Here is a 13,155-nt window from a genome sequence, read left to right as displayed (position 1 = left end):
TCCGCCGAGGCTTATACCCAAGGGCTGACACGTCCGCGGCGTCACCGGCGCAGCGGTTTGGCCCACCCGCCGCGCCCTGACCGCGCGGGCCGCTCCGCTCGTCACGGCTCCGGCGCCAGAGCCGAAACACTCAGTCCTCGAGCAGCCGCGCCAGCTCGGTCTCGGTGTCGGTCAGCGTCAGCATGGGCGCGCGGTCGCGCATCACGGTGATGGCGGCCTCGTGCAGCGCCTGGGTCCCGGCCGCGCAGGCGTCGGTGACCAGCCGCACGTGGCGGCCGTCGTCCACCGCCTCGATCGCGGTGCCCAGCACGCAGCAGTCGGTCGCCACCCCGCAGATCACCAGAGTGGCGTCTTCGGGAACGTGCGAAATGGCCTCGCGCCACTTGGCGAAGCGGTGGCCGGTCACTTCGGGATGACCCGAAAAGCGCGGATCGAGCTCCCAGAGCCAGCTCTGCGCCGGATCCAGCGCAAAGGGCCAGGCCTGGTAATAGGGCAGCCACGCGCCCGAGGGCTCGGCGGGCGGCACGAAGCGGGTGAAGAGTGCGCGACCCGCGAAGCCCGCGGCGAGGGCGCCGATGCGCTCGGCGCAGAGGTCGTAGCCGGGGGTGCACCACGGGCTTTCTGGGTGGCCGAAACCGGGCTGCATGTCGATGACAAGAAGCACCTCGCTCATGCCGGCACCACCAGCGTGTCCTGCGGCGCCCAGGCAAGCCAGACCGCGCCGTCGCCGGGCAGCTCGGGGATGTCGCGGTCGCGCGCGATGAGCTTCCACGGCTGGCCGTCCACCTCGACGAGGCAGGTTGCCATGGCGCCCGCGAAGACGCGCTGCACCAGCTGGCCCCGAACCGCGTTCATCCCCGGCGCGGGCGCCGCGGCGGAGATCGCCAGCGCCTCCGGGCGCGTGGCAAAGCGGCGCCCAGAGGGATCGGCGGGCAGGGTAAGCCCCGCCAATGCGCCCTCGGAGAGCCAGTTCGCCTCGCCGAGGAAGCCCGCGGCAAAGGCATCGACGGGGCGGTTATAAACCTCGCGCGGGGGGCCCGCCTGCACGATGCGCCCGTCGCGCAGGATACCGATGCGGTCCGAGAGGGTCAGTGCCTCTTCCTGGTCGTGGGTCACGAAGATCGTGGTGATGCCGACCTCGCGCTGGATGCGCTTGAGCTCGATCTGCATGTCCACCCGCAGGGTCTTGTCGAGCGCCGAAAGCGGCTCGTCGAGCAGCAGCACCTTGGGGTTGGTGACGATGGCCCGTGCCAGCGCCACCCGCTGCCGCTGCCCGCCGGAAAGCTGCGAGGGCCGCCGGTCGCCCAGATGGCCGAGCTGCACCAGTTCCAGCGCCTCGCGGGCGCGGCGGGTTTCCTCGGCCGAGCCGACCTTGCGGACGCGCAGGCCGAAGCCCACGTTCTCGGCCACGGACATGTTGGGAAACAGCGCGTAGTTCTGGAACATCATGCCGATGTCGCGCTTCTCGACCGGCACCTTCTCGACGTTGCGCTCGCCGATGCGGATGCTGCCGCTATCGGGGAAATGGAATCCCGCAATGGTGCGCAGCAGCGTCGTCTTGCCCGACCCGGACGGCCCCAGCAGGGCGAAGAACCCGCCGTCCTCGAAGGCGATGGACACGTCGTCCAGCGCCACCGTGCGGCCGAAGCGTTTGGTTACATTGCGAACCTCGACCTGCGACATCAGCGGTCCCCTCCGAATTTCGAGTAGCGCGCCGCAAGGAACATGACCGCCATGGAGACGGCGATGATGATCGTCGAGATGGCGTTGATCTCGGGCGTGAAGCCCTTGCGGATGGCGGTGTAGATGAGCACGGGCAGCGTGCTGTCGCCGGGCTTGGACAGGAAGTAGCTCACCACGAACTGGTCGAAGCTGACGGCAAAGGCGAAGAGCGCGCCCGCGACGATCCCCGGCGCGATCCAAGGCAGCGTCACCCGGCGCAGCACCGTCCATGCACCGGCGCCCATGGAGCGCGCGGCTTCCTCCAGCGTGACGTCGAAGGACGAAAGCCGGGCCGTGACGGTCACGATGACGTAAGGCAGCGCCAGCGCCACGTGGCCGATGATCACCGCGGGCGTGCCGCGCCCGATGCCGATGGTGAAGAAGAACACCAGCATGGCGGTGCCGGTGATCAGCCACGGGATGGCGATGGGCGGAAACAGCAGCGCCTGCAGCAGCCTCTTGCCGCGGAACTCGTAGCGGAAGAGCGCGACAGAGGCGGCGGTGCCGACCGCGGTGGCGATCGCCGTCACCGCGCAGGCGATCAGCACCGAGCGGATAGCCGCGGTCACGATCTGCTCGTTGCCCGCCATGTCGCTGTACCACTTCGAGGAATACTCGAAGGGCAGCTGGTAGAAGGGCGAGGCGTTGAAGCTCATCGCCGCCATGACGAGGATCGGCGCGTAGAGAAAGATCAGGATCAGCACCAGCCAGATGCGGCCGAGCAGGGCGATGGGGCTCATGTCCGCGCCCTCCGCAGCACCGGCGAGGCGGCGCCGAGGATCACCAGCACCACCGCCAGCAGGATGAACGAGAGCGCGGCCCCCAGCGGCCAGTTGTAGACCGCCACGAACTGGTCCTCGATGACGGTGCCGTAATAGGTGCCCATGCGCCCGCCAAGGATGCGCGGCTCCATGAAGCTGCCGACCACGGGCACGAAGACCAGCACCGCGCCGGCCAGCAGCCCCGGCAGCGACAGCGGCAGCAGCAGACGGTTGAGGATGGTGAGCTTCGAGGCGCCCATCGAGCGCGCGGCGTCGATCAGGTCGTCGTCGATGGCCTGCAGCGCGAGGTAGCTCGTCAGGATCACGTAAGGCAGGTAGCTGTGCACGAGCCCGATGACCACGGCCTCGGTGGTGAACATCAGGTTCAGCCTGATGTCAAAGGGCAGGATCCAGTTCAGCGTCCGTTCGAGCACGCCATTGCCGCGCAGCACGATGGCCCATGAGAAGATCCTCACCAGCGAGTTCGACCAGAACGGCAGGATGACCATCAGGAACAGCGCCTCGCGGGCGCGGCCCTTGATGGATTTCGCCAGCACCAGAGCGCAGGGGTAGCCGATCACGATGCAGAAGAGCGTGACCGTGACGCCGAGCTTCAGCGACTTCCACAGAAGCGTGGCGTAGGTCGGATTCTCGAGGAACTGCGTGTAGTTGCCAAGCGTGACGCCCCAGTCGGGGGCGTCACCGGGCATGTCCGAGAGGAAACTGAAGAACAGCATGGCCGAGAGCGGCAGGAACACCGCCAGCGTCAGCCAGAGATAGGCCGGGCCCAGCAGCGTCAGAAGCCGCCGGCGGTCCTGTGCATGGATCACCTCTGCCATGACTTTCCCTCGTCTCGTCAGCGGCTTACTGGGCGGCCTTCAGGCTCTGCCAGAGCGCGAGGTATTTCTCGCGCGTGGCATCGTCCATGGGCGCGCGGAACTTGGCGAGCTTGACCACTTCGGGATCGCCCAGAACGCGCTTGTTGAAGGCGTCGTCCGGCAGTGCTGCGGCGGCATCGGCATTGGCCGAGGCGGGGGCGCCCTCGGCGTCCCACTTCACATAGAACTCGGGGTCGATCATCCAGTCGATGAACTGGGCCGCGGCCTCCTTGTGCTCGGAGGTCTCGGGGATCGACAGCCCGTCGAGCCAGGCGATGGCGCCTTCCTTGGGCACGACGAACTCCACCGGCAGGCCCATGCCCGCCGAGCGTGCCGCCGAGCCGGACCAGTAGCTCGCCACGTCGAGCTCGCCCGCCGCCATGAACTGGTTCCAGTCGTTCTCCGAGGCCCAGAAGGTGCGCAGCTGCGGCATCAGCTCCCTGAGCTTGGCCTCGACCGCGTCGAGATCCTCGATGTTGTTGATGTCCTGACCGGTGGCCAGCGCGCCGAGGTGCACCGCTTCCTCGGCATCGTCGCGGATTGAGACGCGGCCCTTGTGCGCGGGATCCCACAGCACTTCGAGCGAGGTCGGCGCCTCATCGAAGGCCTGCGTGTTGATGGCGATGGCGGTCAGACCCCAGGTCCACGGCACGCCGTAGACCGCGCCCTTGTGCACCAGGCTCGGGTCCTCGGCGAAGTTGGCGGGGATACCGGCGTAGTTCCCGATGGCGGCGGTATCGATGGCCGCCAGCAGACCCTCTTCGTAGGCCTGCGTGGTGTAGGCCGCGTTGATCAGCACCACGTCATAGGCGCCGGGGTTGGTGCGCATCTTGGTGAGCATTTCCTGCTCGGAATTGAAGTACTCGTGCACCACGCTGTGGCCGGTGGCGGCCTCGAACGCCTCGAGCGACCAGCCGAGGTCGGTGCCGTAGCCCTGCCAGTTGAGCACGCGGATCTCGTCGGCAAGCGCGCCTGACGCGGTGAGCGCGAGCAGCGAGAGGGAAAGAAGTCCTTTGGTCATTGTCGTCTCCATGTTGGGGTTCGGGGCCTTTGCGGCCCTCTTGTCGGGGTTCAGAGCAGCGCCAGCACCTCGTCACGGTCGGGCGGCGTGGCGGGGCCCGGGCGGGTGACCGAGAGGGCGGCGGCGATGTTGGCGTAGCGCGCGGCGCGCAGCGGGTCGCCCGAGAGCGACAGCTCGGCCACGAAGCTGCCGATGTGGCAGTCGCCGGCGCCGTTGGTGTCGACGGGCGTGACCTCGTGGGCGGGAAGGCGGTGCAGGGTGCCCTTGGTGGCCATCAGGCAGCCCTCGGCGCCAAGGCGCACCAGCGCGCCCTGACGGCCCCATGCCAGCGCGCGCACCGCGACCTCGGCGTCGGTGTGGCCGGTCATCACGCGCGCCTCGACGTTATTGGCGCTGATCCAGTCGGCGCGGTTGCGCAGGGTGTCGACGAGCGCGGGCGGCAGCTCGGCGATCATCGGCGAGGGGTCGAAGAGGAAGCGCCGGTCGCGGGGCAGCTCTTCGATCCAGCTGGCCAGCGCGTCGCGGGCGTCGGGGTAGTGCAGCGTGTAGCCCGAGACCATGACCCAATCGACGGGCGCGAGGTCGATGGTGGCAAGCGCCTCGGCGGTGATCCGGCCCTCGGCGCCGGGCCAGGCGATGAAGCTGCGCTCGCCGTCGGGCTCCAGCATCACGGTGCAGCAGCCCTGGTCGTGATCCGGGATCGGCGGGCGCGCGCAGGCGATGTCGCGGTCGCCGAGCGCCGCAGCGGCAGTGTAGCCGAAGGGGCCGGTGCCGAGCGTGCCGCCCATGGTGGCCTCGATCCCTGCGGCCCGCGCGGCGGCCAGCGCGTTGAAGCCGCCGCCCACGGTCATCTCGAAACCGGTGACCACCGCCTCTTCGCCCGAGGCGGGAAGCGCGCGCACCCGGTAGACGAGGTCGATCACCGGGCCGGTCATCTGCATCAGCCGGGGCATGGGGTGCCTCCTTGGCGCAGGGCCAGAAGGGCGCGGACCACGGGCGCGAGGTCGAGCCCGCTGGCCTCGGTGACCTCGGCCACCACCGTGTCGGGCAGCGGGCAGCCGGTGGCGCCGCCCATGGCGCCGGCAATGGCGCCGATGGTGTCGGTGTCGTCGCCGATGTTGGCGGCAGAGAGCAGCGCCTGCCACAGGTCGCCCCGCGCCAGCCGCAGCAGTCCGAAGGCCATGGGCACGCTCTCGCGGCTTGCGACCGAGCTGCCGATGGTGGCGATGAGCTGCTCCTCGTCGCCGGTTTCGGCGATCTCGAGCGCCAGCGCGATGCGTCCCGCCACGTCGGGCTCGCCCACCGCGTTGCCAAGGGCCTGACCTGCGCGGGCCGATGCCAGCGCCGGATCGAGCGACGCGTCGAAGCCTTGCCCGGCGACGCCAGCGCTCACAACCATGGCCACGGCCGAGGCGGCGGCGATGGCCTCGCCTGTGTTGTGGGTCACGCGGCAGGTGCGGGCCACACGGGCGGCGATCTGCGCCACGTCGGGCGGGGTCGCGATGCCCACCGGGGCGATGCGCATGGCCGCGCCGTTGGTGGTGCCGCGACGGCCGGTCTCTTCGGGCGGCGTGCCGGCAAGCAGCGCCTCGATGGCAGCCTTCGAGGACGGCCCCAGCAGGTCCGCAAGCCCCTTGGCGCGGATCCCGGCCTCCCACTCCAGCAGGTCGCGCGCCCAGCCCGCGTCGTCGAAGCCCTGAGGCTCGGCGATTAGGCGGCGCGCCAGAAGCAGGGTCTGCTCGGTGTCGTCGGTGACCTGTCCGGCGCGCAGCCCGTGGCTGATCGGGTGGCCGTCGAAAGGCGCCACGAGTCCGGTGATCCGGCCGTAGCGTTCGCGGATGACCCCGCGCGGGAGCGTCTGCGCGGGCATCCCCAGCGCGTCGCCCACGGCCAGGCCTGCAAGGGCGGCGGTGGCGCGGGTTTCGGCGAGACAGGGAAGGGCGGTTGCAGTCATCGTCAGAATTCCATGTGCAGGCCGAAGACCTCGGGGTCGAGCACGCTTTCCACGTATTCGAACAGCCCGCCGTGGCCGTCGCGGGTCAGGCGGCGCAGGCGCAGCATCGGCTCTCCGGCGCGTCGTCCCATGAGCGCCGCGTCCCCGGCGGGCAGGGCGCAGAGCACGTTGGCCCATTCCTCGCCGGTGGCGGGCGACAGGCCGCGTGCGGCAAGCGTGCGGCTCAGCGAACCGCCGTTGAGCCCCTCGGACAGGACGGCTTCGTAATCGTCGCGCCACGGTACCCGGGCGCGTTCCAGCGTCAGGCCCTGTCCGGTCTCCTCGCGAAAGCGGATGCGGTCTACGGCCAGCATCTCGCCCTGCGGGGCGGGGTCGTCGAGGTCCATGGGAAGCCGCGCGATGCGCAGGATGCGGGTGCCGAGCCGGGCGCGGCCATCCGCCAGCGACAGGCTCCAGCCCGAGCCGCTGTCGATCACCGCGCCGCCGTAGGTCACGAAGGAGCCGATGCCGACCTTGGTGCGGATGAGCCCCTTGGCGGCGAGGATGCCGAGCCCCTTGCGGACGGTGGTGCGCGAGACGGCGAAGCGTTCGACAAGCGCGTTCTCGCTGGACAGCGCCGCGCCGTCGGTGAGCGTGCCCGAGCGGATCTCGGCCTCGAGCACCCGCGCGATGCGCTGGGACTTCGATTCTGCGGCGCTCTGCTTCATCCGTCCTCCTGTCTCTTTATGTATGGTAGACAGGTCTAGACAGGTTTGTCTTCTGTTTTTTTCAGCGTGACGGATTTGGGCGGGGACGGCGCTGAAATCCGCGCCGTCCCGGGGGATGTCCGCGGGTCAGTAGACAGTGCCGTAAGCGGCGCAGCGCGCGGCGGTGTCCTTGTCGTCGAGCCACGCCAGCTCGCCGCGCTTGTGGGCGGTGTAGACCTCGGCAAAGCCCTCGGGGAACCAGCCGGTGACGGTCTCGTTCTCGGCAAAGCGGGTGAGGGCGGCGGGCAGCGTCTCGGGCAGGCGGGCATAGCCGCGCGCAGCGAGATCCTCGGCCGAAAGCACCGAGAGGTCCTCCTCGGTGACCGCGGGGATCGGCAGCGCGTCCTCGATGCCCTGACAGCCCGCGTGCACGATGGCGGCAAGCGCGAGGTGGGGCGAGGCGGCGGCATCGGCGGCGCGGTACTCGAAGTTGTACTGTTTCGCGATGCTCTCGGGATCGGTCGCGGTCACCGGGCAGATCCGCAGCGAGGCCTCGCGGTCGCGGAAGCCGAGGTTGTTGTAGGCGGCGCTCCAGCGGTGCGGGGTCAGGCGCAGGTAGGAGACATCCGAGGGCGCGGTGAGCGCCACGATGCTGTCGAGATACCTGAGCACGCCCGCGATGAAGCTGCCGGTGGTGGCCGACATGCCCTGCGGCTGGGCAGGGTCGTAGGTGGCCGGTGCGCCCGCCGCGTCGAGGAAGCTCATGTGGATGTGCACGCCGTTGCCGACGTTGTCGGGATCGAGGATCGGCGCAAAGGTCGCCCGCTCGCCCACGCGCTGCGCGGTCAGCCGGGTGATCTCGCGCAGGAGCGCCGCCTCGTCGGCGGGGCGCACCCCCTGCGAGGGCGTCACGGTGATCTCGTACTGGTCGGGGCCGTATTCCTTCATGAAGGTGTCCGGCCCGAGCCCGGCCTGCGCCAGCGCCGCCATGAGCGCCTCGCCGAAGGCGCGGCGGCGGGTGAAGCCCGAGAAGGTATAGGCCTGTCCCGGCGTGGTCTCGGTCGGGGTGAACTGGAACTCGTGCTCGAACGAGGCCACCAGTTCGAGCCCCGCCGCCTTGCGCAGCCGCTCGAGCGCGGACTTCAGGATCGAGCGCGTGCAGCAGGACCACGGCGTGCCGTCGAGGTCGGTGATGTCGCCCAGCGCCAGCCGCTCGACCGGGCCGCCGTCCTCGTAATCGAGCGCCACGGTGGTCTCGCTGTCGGGGATCAGCAGCAGGTCGCCGAGCGCGCCGAAGGGGCTATCCGCGATGGCGTCGAAGCAGGTGATCTGCACGTTGGTGGGAGTCCAGCCGACGCCGCGCTTCAAGCGCTTCTCGATCTGCGACAGCGGGAAGGCCTTGCCGCGCAGCTTGCCGGCGATGTCCGAGGTGGCGGCGAATACGAGGGGATCTGAGATCATGTGTCGGGGTCTCCGAAATCGAGGCGCATGGCATCCCATGCCTCGATGCGCGTCTTTGTGGTGGTCCAGTGGGTTTCGGCGATGCGCGTGACGATCGCCTCGATCAGCGCGAAGGCGCCGGTGTAGGTGTCCCAGAGCGTGCCGTTGTCGATCGGCACCGCGAGCACTTCGGTGGCATGTGCCGCGCAGGGCGAGAGCCAGCGGTCGGTCAGCACCACCGCCTGCACTTTGCGCTCGCGCACGGCGCCCTCGGTGAGCCGCTCGAGGCTTTTCTGGTAGCGCCGGAAATCCGCCACGAAGAGCACGTCGCGGGGCTTCATCCGCAGCAGGTGGTCGGGCCAGGCCTCGGGGTCGGGCGACAGGTGGTGAACCTTGTCGCGGGCCTGCCGCAAGTGGCGGGACATGAAGCTCAGCAGCGTGTCGCTCATCCGCCCGCCAAGGAAGTAGACGCCGCGCCTCGGGTCGGCGAGCAGCGCGCAGATGCGTTCGAACTGCGCCTCGGAAATGGCGGTGGAGGCACCCTGCATGACCGCGGCCGAGCGGTTGAGGAAGCTCGCGAGATAGGCGCCCTCGACCGGCTGGGCGGTGCGTTGCAGATCCACGGGCGAACGCTCGCCCTCCTTCAGTTCGGCAATCAGGCTGCGCTGGAATTCCGCGTAGCCCTGGAAGCCGAGCTTGGTCACGAAGCGCGAGATCGACGGCGCCGAGGTGTTCGTTTTTTGGGCGAGCTCCTGGATCGGGATCAGCCCTGCAAACGGGTAGTCGAGCAGGATCGCCGCGCCGATCCGGCGCTCGGTGGCGGTCATTTCCCCGGAAATCCGCTCGATTCGAGCCCTGACCTGCATGTTGCCTCTCCAAGTTCGCCGCCACGATTGCGTGGTGAAAAAATCTTGTCAAACCAGAAAACTTTCTTGCCGGTGAAAAAATATCGTCACAATCATCAGGGCGTCAGAAAAGGATTCGCAATGCTCACGGCTTCACCACGCAACATGGCCATCGCACTCGCCGCGGCAGCAGCGTTCGTCATCGTGGCGGCTCTGGTGGCCTCGGGACTGGGGGCGGCGAGCGAGCGGGTGCTGTCGGTGTTCTTCATTTCGCTGATCGCGGTGGTGGGCATCGGGATCTACAGCGGCAACAGCGGTGTGCTGTCGTTCGGGCACCTGTCGTTCATGGCGGTGGGGGCCTATGTCTCGGCGCTGCTGACGCTGCCGGCGGCGATGAAGGCCGCGACCCTGCCGAAGCTGCCGGCGTGGCTGGCGGCAACCGAGCTCGGGCTCTTTCCGGCGATCCTCGTGGCCATCGTGGTGACCTGTGCCTTTGCGCTGGTGGTGGGGCTCGCGGTGGGGCGGCTCGACGGCTCGGCCGCGACAATTGCCACGCTGGGCCTGCTGATCATCACCCACGGCGTCATCATCGGCTGGCGCGACGTGACCCGAGGCTCGGGCACCTTCTTCGGCGTCCCGCGCGAGACCTCGCTCTGGGTGGCGGCGGGCTGGTGCATCGCGGCGCTGGTGGTGGCACGGCTCTACCGCGACAGCGTGTCGGGCCTGCGCCTGCGGGCGAGCCGCGAGAACGCCATCGCGGCGGGCGCGGTCGGCGTCGACATGAAGCGCGAGCGGCTGATATCGTGGATCCTGAGCGCCGCCGTCATGGCGGTGTCGGGCGCGCTGATCGCGCATTTCCTCGGCGCCTTCAGCCCCAAGAAGTTCTACTTCGTCGACACGTTCCAGCTGCTCGCCATGCTGATCGTCGGCGGCATGACCACGGTCACCGGCGCGGTGACCGGCGCCGTCACCATCACCGTGGTGACCGAGGTGCTGCGCCGCTTCGAGAGCGGCTTCGACATCGGCGCCTTCACCGTGCCGCAGGTCTTCGGCACCACCCAGATCGGCATCGCGCTGATCATCCTCTTCGCCATGTTCCGCAAGGCCGAGGGGCTGGCGGGGCTCAAGGAATGGGAAGAGCGGGTCTTCACCCGTCGCGGTGCTGAGAAGACCGCGGCCACGCTGCCGGCGGTCTCGGACCGCTCGGCGCTGACGGCCGAGCACATGACCATGCGCTTCGGCGGGCTGACGGCGGTCAACGACGTCTCGGTCACACTGCGCCCGGGCGAGATCGTGGGCCTGATCGGGCCCAACGGCTCGGGCAAGACGACGCTGCTCAACATGCTCTCGGGCGTGCTGGAGCCCACCGAGGGCACCTCGCGGCTGGGGGAGACGAAGCTTGACGGACTTCCGACGCACCGCATCGCCGAGCTCGGCATCGCGCGAACCTTCCAGAACATCCGGCTCTTTCCGTCGCTCACCGTCGAACAGAACGTGCTTGTGGCGGGGCTCTCGACCGGAAGCGGCGAGGACGCCCGGGCACGCGCCGAGGCTGCGCTGGCGCGGCTCGGCGTGGCCGGTCACGCCGACAAGGACGCCGGCACCTTCTCCTACGGCGACCAGCGCCGGATCGAGATCGCCCGCGCGCTCGCCTGCCAGCCCAAGCTGCTGTTCCTCGATGAACCGGCCGCCGGCATGAACCGCGAGGAGACCGATGCGCTGATGGAGACGCTGCGCGGCCTCACCCGCGAGCTCGGCATCGGCATCCTGCTGGTGGACCACGACCTCAAGCTCATCAACAGCCTGTGCGACCGGATCCTCGTGCTCAACGAGGGCCGGCTCATCGCCTCCGGCGCACCCGCCGAGATCCGCCGCGACCCGGCGGTGATCGAGGCCTATCTCGGAACGTCCCAGACCCAAGACGACCCCGCCGAACCGGGGCATCAACCGACAGAGGAGAACGACCCATGAAGAGACTCGCACTGACCACCGCCCTTGCCACGCTCGGGATGATCAGCCCGGCGCTGGCCGAAACGCTCAAGGTGGGCGTGGCCACCGCGCAGACCGGCGGGCTGGCCACATACGACGCCCCGGTGATCGAGGGCGTGCACATCGCCGTCGACGAGATCAACGAGGCCGGCGGCATCGGGGGCAACATGCCCATCGAGCTGCTCGAGAAGGACGTGCGTTCCGACGCCGCCCAGACCGCCATCGCCGTCCAGGAGCTGGTGGACGAGGGCGTCTCGGTGCTGGTGCTGCCCTGCGATGCCGACCCGTCGCTGGCGGCGATGGGCATCGTTTCGGGCGCCATGATCCCGGCGATCTCGACCTGCGCCTCGTCGCCGACGCTGCCGATGGTGGGCGGCGAGTACATGTTCGCCAACTTCCCCGGCGACAACGTGCAGGCCACCGTCTCGGCGGAATGGGCATGGGAGCAGGGCATGAAGACCGGCTACATCCTCTATTCGCCGGACACCCAGTACACGACGCTGCCGCTCTACTTCGCCGAGGTCTTCGACGCGCTCGGCGGCGAGATGCTTGGGCAGGACACCTATTCCATCGGCCAGCAGGACTTCTCGGCCATCGTGACGCGCATCGCCTCGCTCGATCCGCAGCCCGACGTCATCATGACCGCGGCCTACGAGCCCGACTTTCCCTCCTTCCTGAACGCGCTGCGCGCCGCCGGCGTCACCAGCCAGGTGATCGGCTCGGACGGCATCGACAGCCCGACCACTTTCTCGCTGGGCGCGCCTGCCGAGGGCCTGGTCTTCACCACCGCGGGCTATGCCGCGGAAGGCAGCCCGCTGGCCGAGTTCAACGCCAAGTACGAGGACGTCACCGGCGCGCCGTCGCAGACCGTGTTCAACGCCGTGGGCTATGACCTCGTGAAGGTGATCGAGGCGGCGACCGAGGCAGCGGGCTCCACCGATCCGCAGGCGATCCGCGACGCGCTCGCCAACCTCGAGGGTGTGCAGGGCGCGACCAGCGTCATCACCTACAAGGGCACCGACGGCATGCCGGTGCGCGAAGTGTCGATGATCCGCGTCAAGGAAGGCGAGCGCGAGCTTGTCGGTCAGCCATCGCCCACCGCCGAGCTGATCCCCGCTCCGCGGATGCAGTAAGGCGAGGCCGCGATGACACCGCTTCTCAGGACGTCCGGTCTGATGGTCCGTTACGGGCCCGTCGAGGCGGTGCGCGGCATCGACTTCGAGATCGGGGAAGGCGAGATCGTCGCCTTCCTCGGCGCCAACGGTGCGGGCAAAAGCTCGACGCTCAACGCGCTGGTGGGGCTGGTGCCGGTGCATTCCGGCACGGTCGAGTTCCTCGGCCGCGACATCACCCACGACCCGGCAGAGACGCTGGCGCCCGCCGGGCTGACGCTGGTGCCCGAGGGGCGGCGCGTCTTCAACACCCTGAGCGTGGCCGAAAACCTGCGCATGGGCGCCTACGGCATCCGCGAGAAGGCGGCCGTGGCCGAAGCCTGGGACCGGGTCTACGACCTGTTTCCGATCCTCGCCGAGCGCCGCGGCCAGTTCGCCGGCACGCTCTCGGGCGGGCAGCAGCAGATGCTGGCCATCGGGCGCGCGATGATGAGCGGGCCCAAGCTCCTGCTGCTCGACGAGCCGTCGCTCGGCCTTGCGCCGCTGATCGTCGAGCAGGTCTTCGAACTTCTGGTGCGGCTGCGCGGCGCCGGGGTGACGCTGGGTGTGGTCGAGCAGAACGTGGCGCGCTCGCTGCAGATCGCCGACCGGGGCTACGTGCTCTCCGGCGGGCGGATCGTGGGGCAGGGCAGCGCCGCAGAGCTGGCAACCTCCGAGGCGCTGAGCGGCGCCTATCTCGACGGCTGA

Annotated in this window: 13 protein-coding genes; 3 read left to right on the top strand and 10 right to left on the bottom strand. The window is 69.3% G+C overall.

Translation table 11 applies throughout. The features are described from left to right. Positions 1-130 precede the first annotated feature (130 nt). From BLQ77_RS15380 to BLQ77_RS15335, 10 genes are all read right to left on the bottom strand, one after another. On the bottom strand, positions 131-673 hold the full coding sequence (locus BLQ77_RS15380) for a cysteine hydrolase family protein (RefSeq protein WP_242661736.1): 543 nt from the start codon (positions 671-673) through the stop codon (positions 131-133). Further along, entirely contained in the window at positions 670-1,683 is a 1,014-nt protein-coding gene (locus tag BLQ77_RS15375) for an ABC transporter ATP-binding protein (RefSeq protein WP_089960766.1), read from the bottom strand. The genes BLQ77_RS15380 and BLQ77_RS15375 overlap by 4 nt, the downstream gene beginning before the upstream one ends. After that, positions 1,683-2,462, bottom strand: coding sequence for an ABC transporter permease (locus tag BLQ77_RS15370; RefSeq protein WP_008884763.1), 780 nt, complete (start codon positions 2,460-2,462; stop codon positions 1,683-1,685). The genes BLQ77_RS15375 and BLQ77_RS15370 overlap by 1 nt, the downstream gene beginning before the upstream one ends. Then, positions 2,459-3,322: an ABC transporter permease gene (locus tag BLQ77_RS15365; protein ID WP_089960764.1), complete on the bottom strand. Its 864-nt coding sequence runs from the start codon at positions 3,320-3,322 to the stop codon at positions 2,459-2,461. The genes BLQ77_RS15370 and BLQ77_RS15365 overlap by 4 nt, the downstream gene beginning before the upstream one ends. Before the next feature lie 25 nt (positions 3,323-3,347). Beyond that, positions 3,348-4,382, bottom strand: coding sequence for an extracellular solute-binding protein (locus BLQ77_RS15360; RefSeq protein ID WP_089960863.1), 1,035 nt, complete (start codon positions 4,380-4,382; stop codon positions 3,348-3,350). A gap of 50 nt (positions 4,383-4,432) precedes the next feature. Beyond that, positions 4,433-5,335 carry a PfkB family carbohydrate kinase gene (locus tag BLQ77_RS15355; RefSeq protein WP_089960761.1) on the bottom strand — a complete coding sequence of 301 codons (903 nt, stop codon included), beginning with the start codon at positions 5,333-5,335 and terminating at the stop codon, positions 4,433-4,435. Next, complete coding sequence (locus BLQ77_RS15350; protein ID WP_089960758.1) at positions 5,323-6,336, bottom strand: ADP-ribosylglycohydrolase family protein; 1,014 nt, start codon at positions 6,334-6,336, stop codon at positions 5,323-5,325. Before BLQ77_RS15350 ends, BLQ77_RS15355 begins: the two co-directional genes overlap by 13 nt. 2 nt (positions 6,337-6,338) lie before the next feature. Further along, a complete protein-coding gene (locus BLQ77_RS15345; RefSeq protein ID WP_089960755.1) occupies positions 6,339-7,043 on the bottom strand; it encodes a GntR family transcriptional regulator in 705 nt (234 codons plus the stop codon). Positions 7,044-7,169: 126 nt separating this feature from the next. After that, complete coding sequence (locus BLQ77_RS15340) at positions 7,170-8,483, bottom strand: glutamine synthetase family protein (RefSeq protein WP_089960750.1); 1,314 nt, start codon at positions 8,481-8,483, stop codon at positions 7,170-7,172. Further along, the gene (locus tag BLQ77_RS15335; RefSeq protein WP_089960748.1) at positions 8,480-9,328 is read right to left on the bottom strand and encodes a MurR/RpiR family transcriptional regulator; all 849 of its coding nucleotides are present in this window, start codon (positions 9,326-9,328) and stop codon (positions 8,480-8,482) included. Before BLQ77_RS15335 ends, BLQ77_RS15340 begins: the two co-directional genes overlap by 4 nt. A gap of 120 nt (positions 9,329-9,448) precedes the next feature. Between BLQ77_RS15335 and BLQ77_RS15330 the strand changes: the two genes are divergently transcribed. Genes BLQ77_RS15330 through BLQ77_RS15320 form a run of 3 tightly spaced genes read left to right on the top strand, consistent with a single transcriptional unit; the run spans position 9,449 to position 13,155 of the window. After that, entirely contained in the window at positions 9,449-11,278 is a 1,830-nt protein-coding gene (locus BLQ77_RS15330; RefSeq protein ID WP_089960745.1) for a branched-chain amino acid ABC transporter ATP-binding protein/permease, read from the top strand. Continuing rightward, positions 11,275-12,429, top strand: coding sequence for an ABC transporter substrate-binding protein (locus BLQ77_RS15325; protein ID WP_089960742.1), 1,155 nt, complete (start codon positions 11,275-11,277; stop codon positions 12,427-12,429). The genes BLQ77_RS15330 and BLQ77_RS15325 overlap by 4 nt, the downstream gene beginning before the upstream one ends. A gap of 42 nt (positions 12,430-12,471) precedes the next feature. Next, complete coding sequence (locus BLQ77_RS15320) at positions 12,472-13,155, top strand: ABC transporter ATP-binding protein (protein ID WP_242661735.1); 684 nt, start codon at positions 12,472-12,474, stop codon at positions 13,153-13,155.

Source organism: Salipiger thiooxidans, assembly GCF_900102075.1.
Lineage (GTDB): Bacteria > Pseudomonadota > Alphaproteobacteria > Rhodobacterales > Rhodobacteraceae > Salipiger > Salipiger thiooxidans.
The sequence above is the reverse complement of the archived record's forward strand: the minus strand, read 5'-3'. Positions and strand labels throughout refer to the sequence as shown.

What these genes read in the sequence shown, in the direction of transcription:
- BLQ77_RS15335 (WP_089960748.1), bottom strand. Translation starts at nt 9,328, where the DNA reads ATGCAGGTCAGGGCTCGAATCGAGCGGATTTCCGGGGAAATGACCGCC.
- BLQ77_RS15360 (WP_089960863.1), bottom strand. Translation starts at nt 4,382, where the DNA reads ATGACCAAAGGACTTCTTTCCCTCTCGCTGCTCGCGCTCACCGCGTCA.
- BLQ77_RS15365 (WP_089960764.1), bottom strand. Translation starts at nt 3,322, where the DNA reads ATGGCAGAGGTGATCCATGCACAGGACCGCCGGCGGCTTCTGACGCTG.
- BLQ77_RS15355 (WP_089960761.1), bottom strand. Translation starts at nt 5,335, where the DNA reads ATGCCCCGGCTGATGCAGATGACCGGCCCGGTGATCGACCTCGTCTAC.
- BLQ77_RS15325 (WP_089960742.1), top strand. Translation starts at nt 11,275, where the DNA reads ATGAAGAGACTCGCACTGACCACCGCCCTTGCCACGCTCGGGATGATC.
- BLQ77_RS15375 (WP_089960766.1), bottom strand. Translation starts at nt 1,683, where the DNA reads ATGTCGCAGGTCGAGGTTCGCAATGTAACCAAACGCTTCGGCCGCACG.
- BLQ77_RS15330 (WP_089960745.1), top strand. Translation starts at nt 9,449, where the DNA reads ATGCTCACGGCTTCACCACGCAACATGGCCATCGCACTCGCCGCGGCA.
- BLQ77_RS15340 (WP_089960750.1), bottom strand. Translation starts at nt 8,483, where the DNA reads ATGATCTCAGATCCCCTCGTATTCGCCGCCACCTCGGACATCGCCGGC.
- BLQ77_RS15370 (WP_008884763.1), bottom strand. Translation starts at nt 2,462, where the DNA reads ATGAGCCCCATCGCCCTGCTCGGCCGCATCTGGCTGGTGCTGATCCTG.
- BLQ77_RS15350 (WP_089960758.1), bottom strand. Translation starts at nt 6,336, where the DNA reads ATGACTGCAACCGCCCTTCCCTGTCTCGCCGAAACCCGCGCCACCGCC.
- BLQ77_RS15345 (WP_089960755.1), bottom strand. Translation starts at nt 7,043, where the DNA reads ATGAAGCAGAGCGCCGCAGAATCGAAGTCCCAGCGCATCGCGCGGGTG.
- BLQ77_RS15380 (WP_242661736.1), bottom strand. Translation starts at nt 673, where the DNA reads ATGAGCGAGGTGCTTCTTGTCATCGACATGCAGCCCGGTTTCGGCCAC.
- BLQ77_RS15320 (WP_242661735.1), top strand. Translation starts at nt 12,472, where the DNA reads ATGGTCCGTTACGGGCCCGTCGAGGCGGTGCGCGGCATCGACTTCGAG.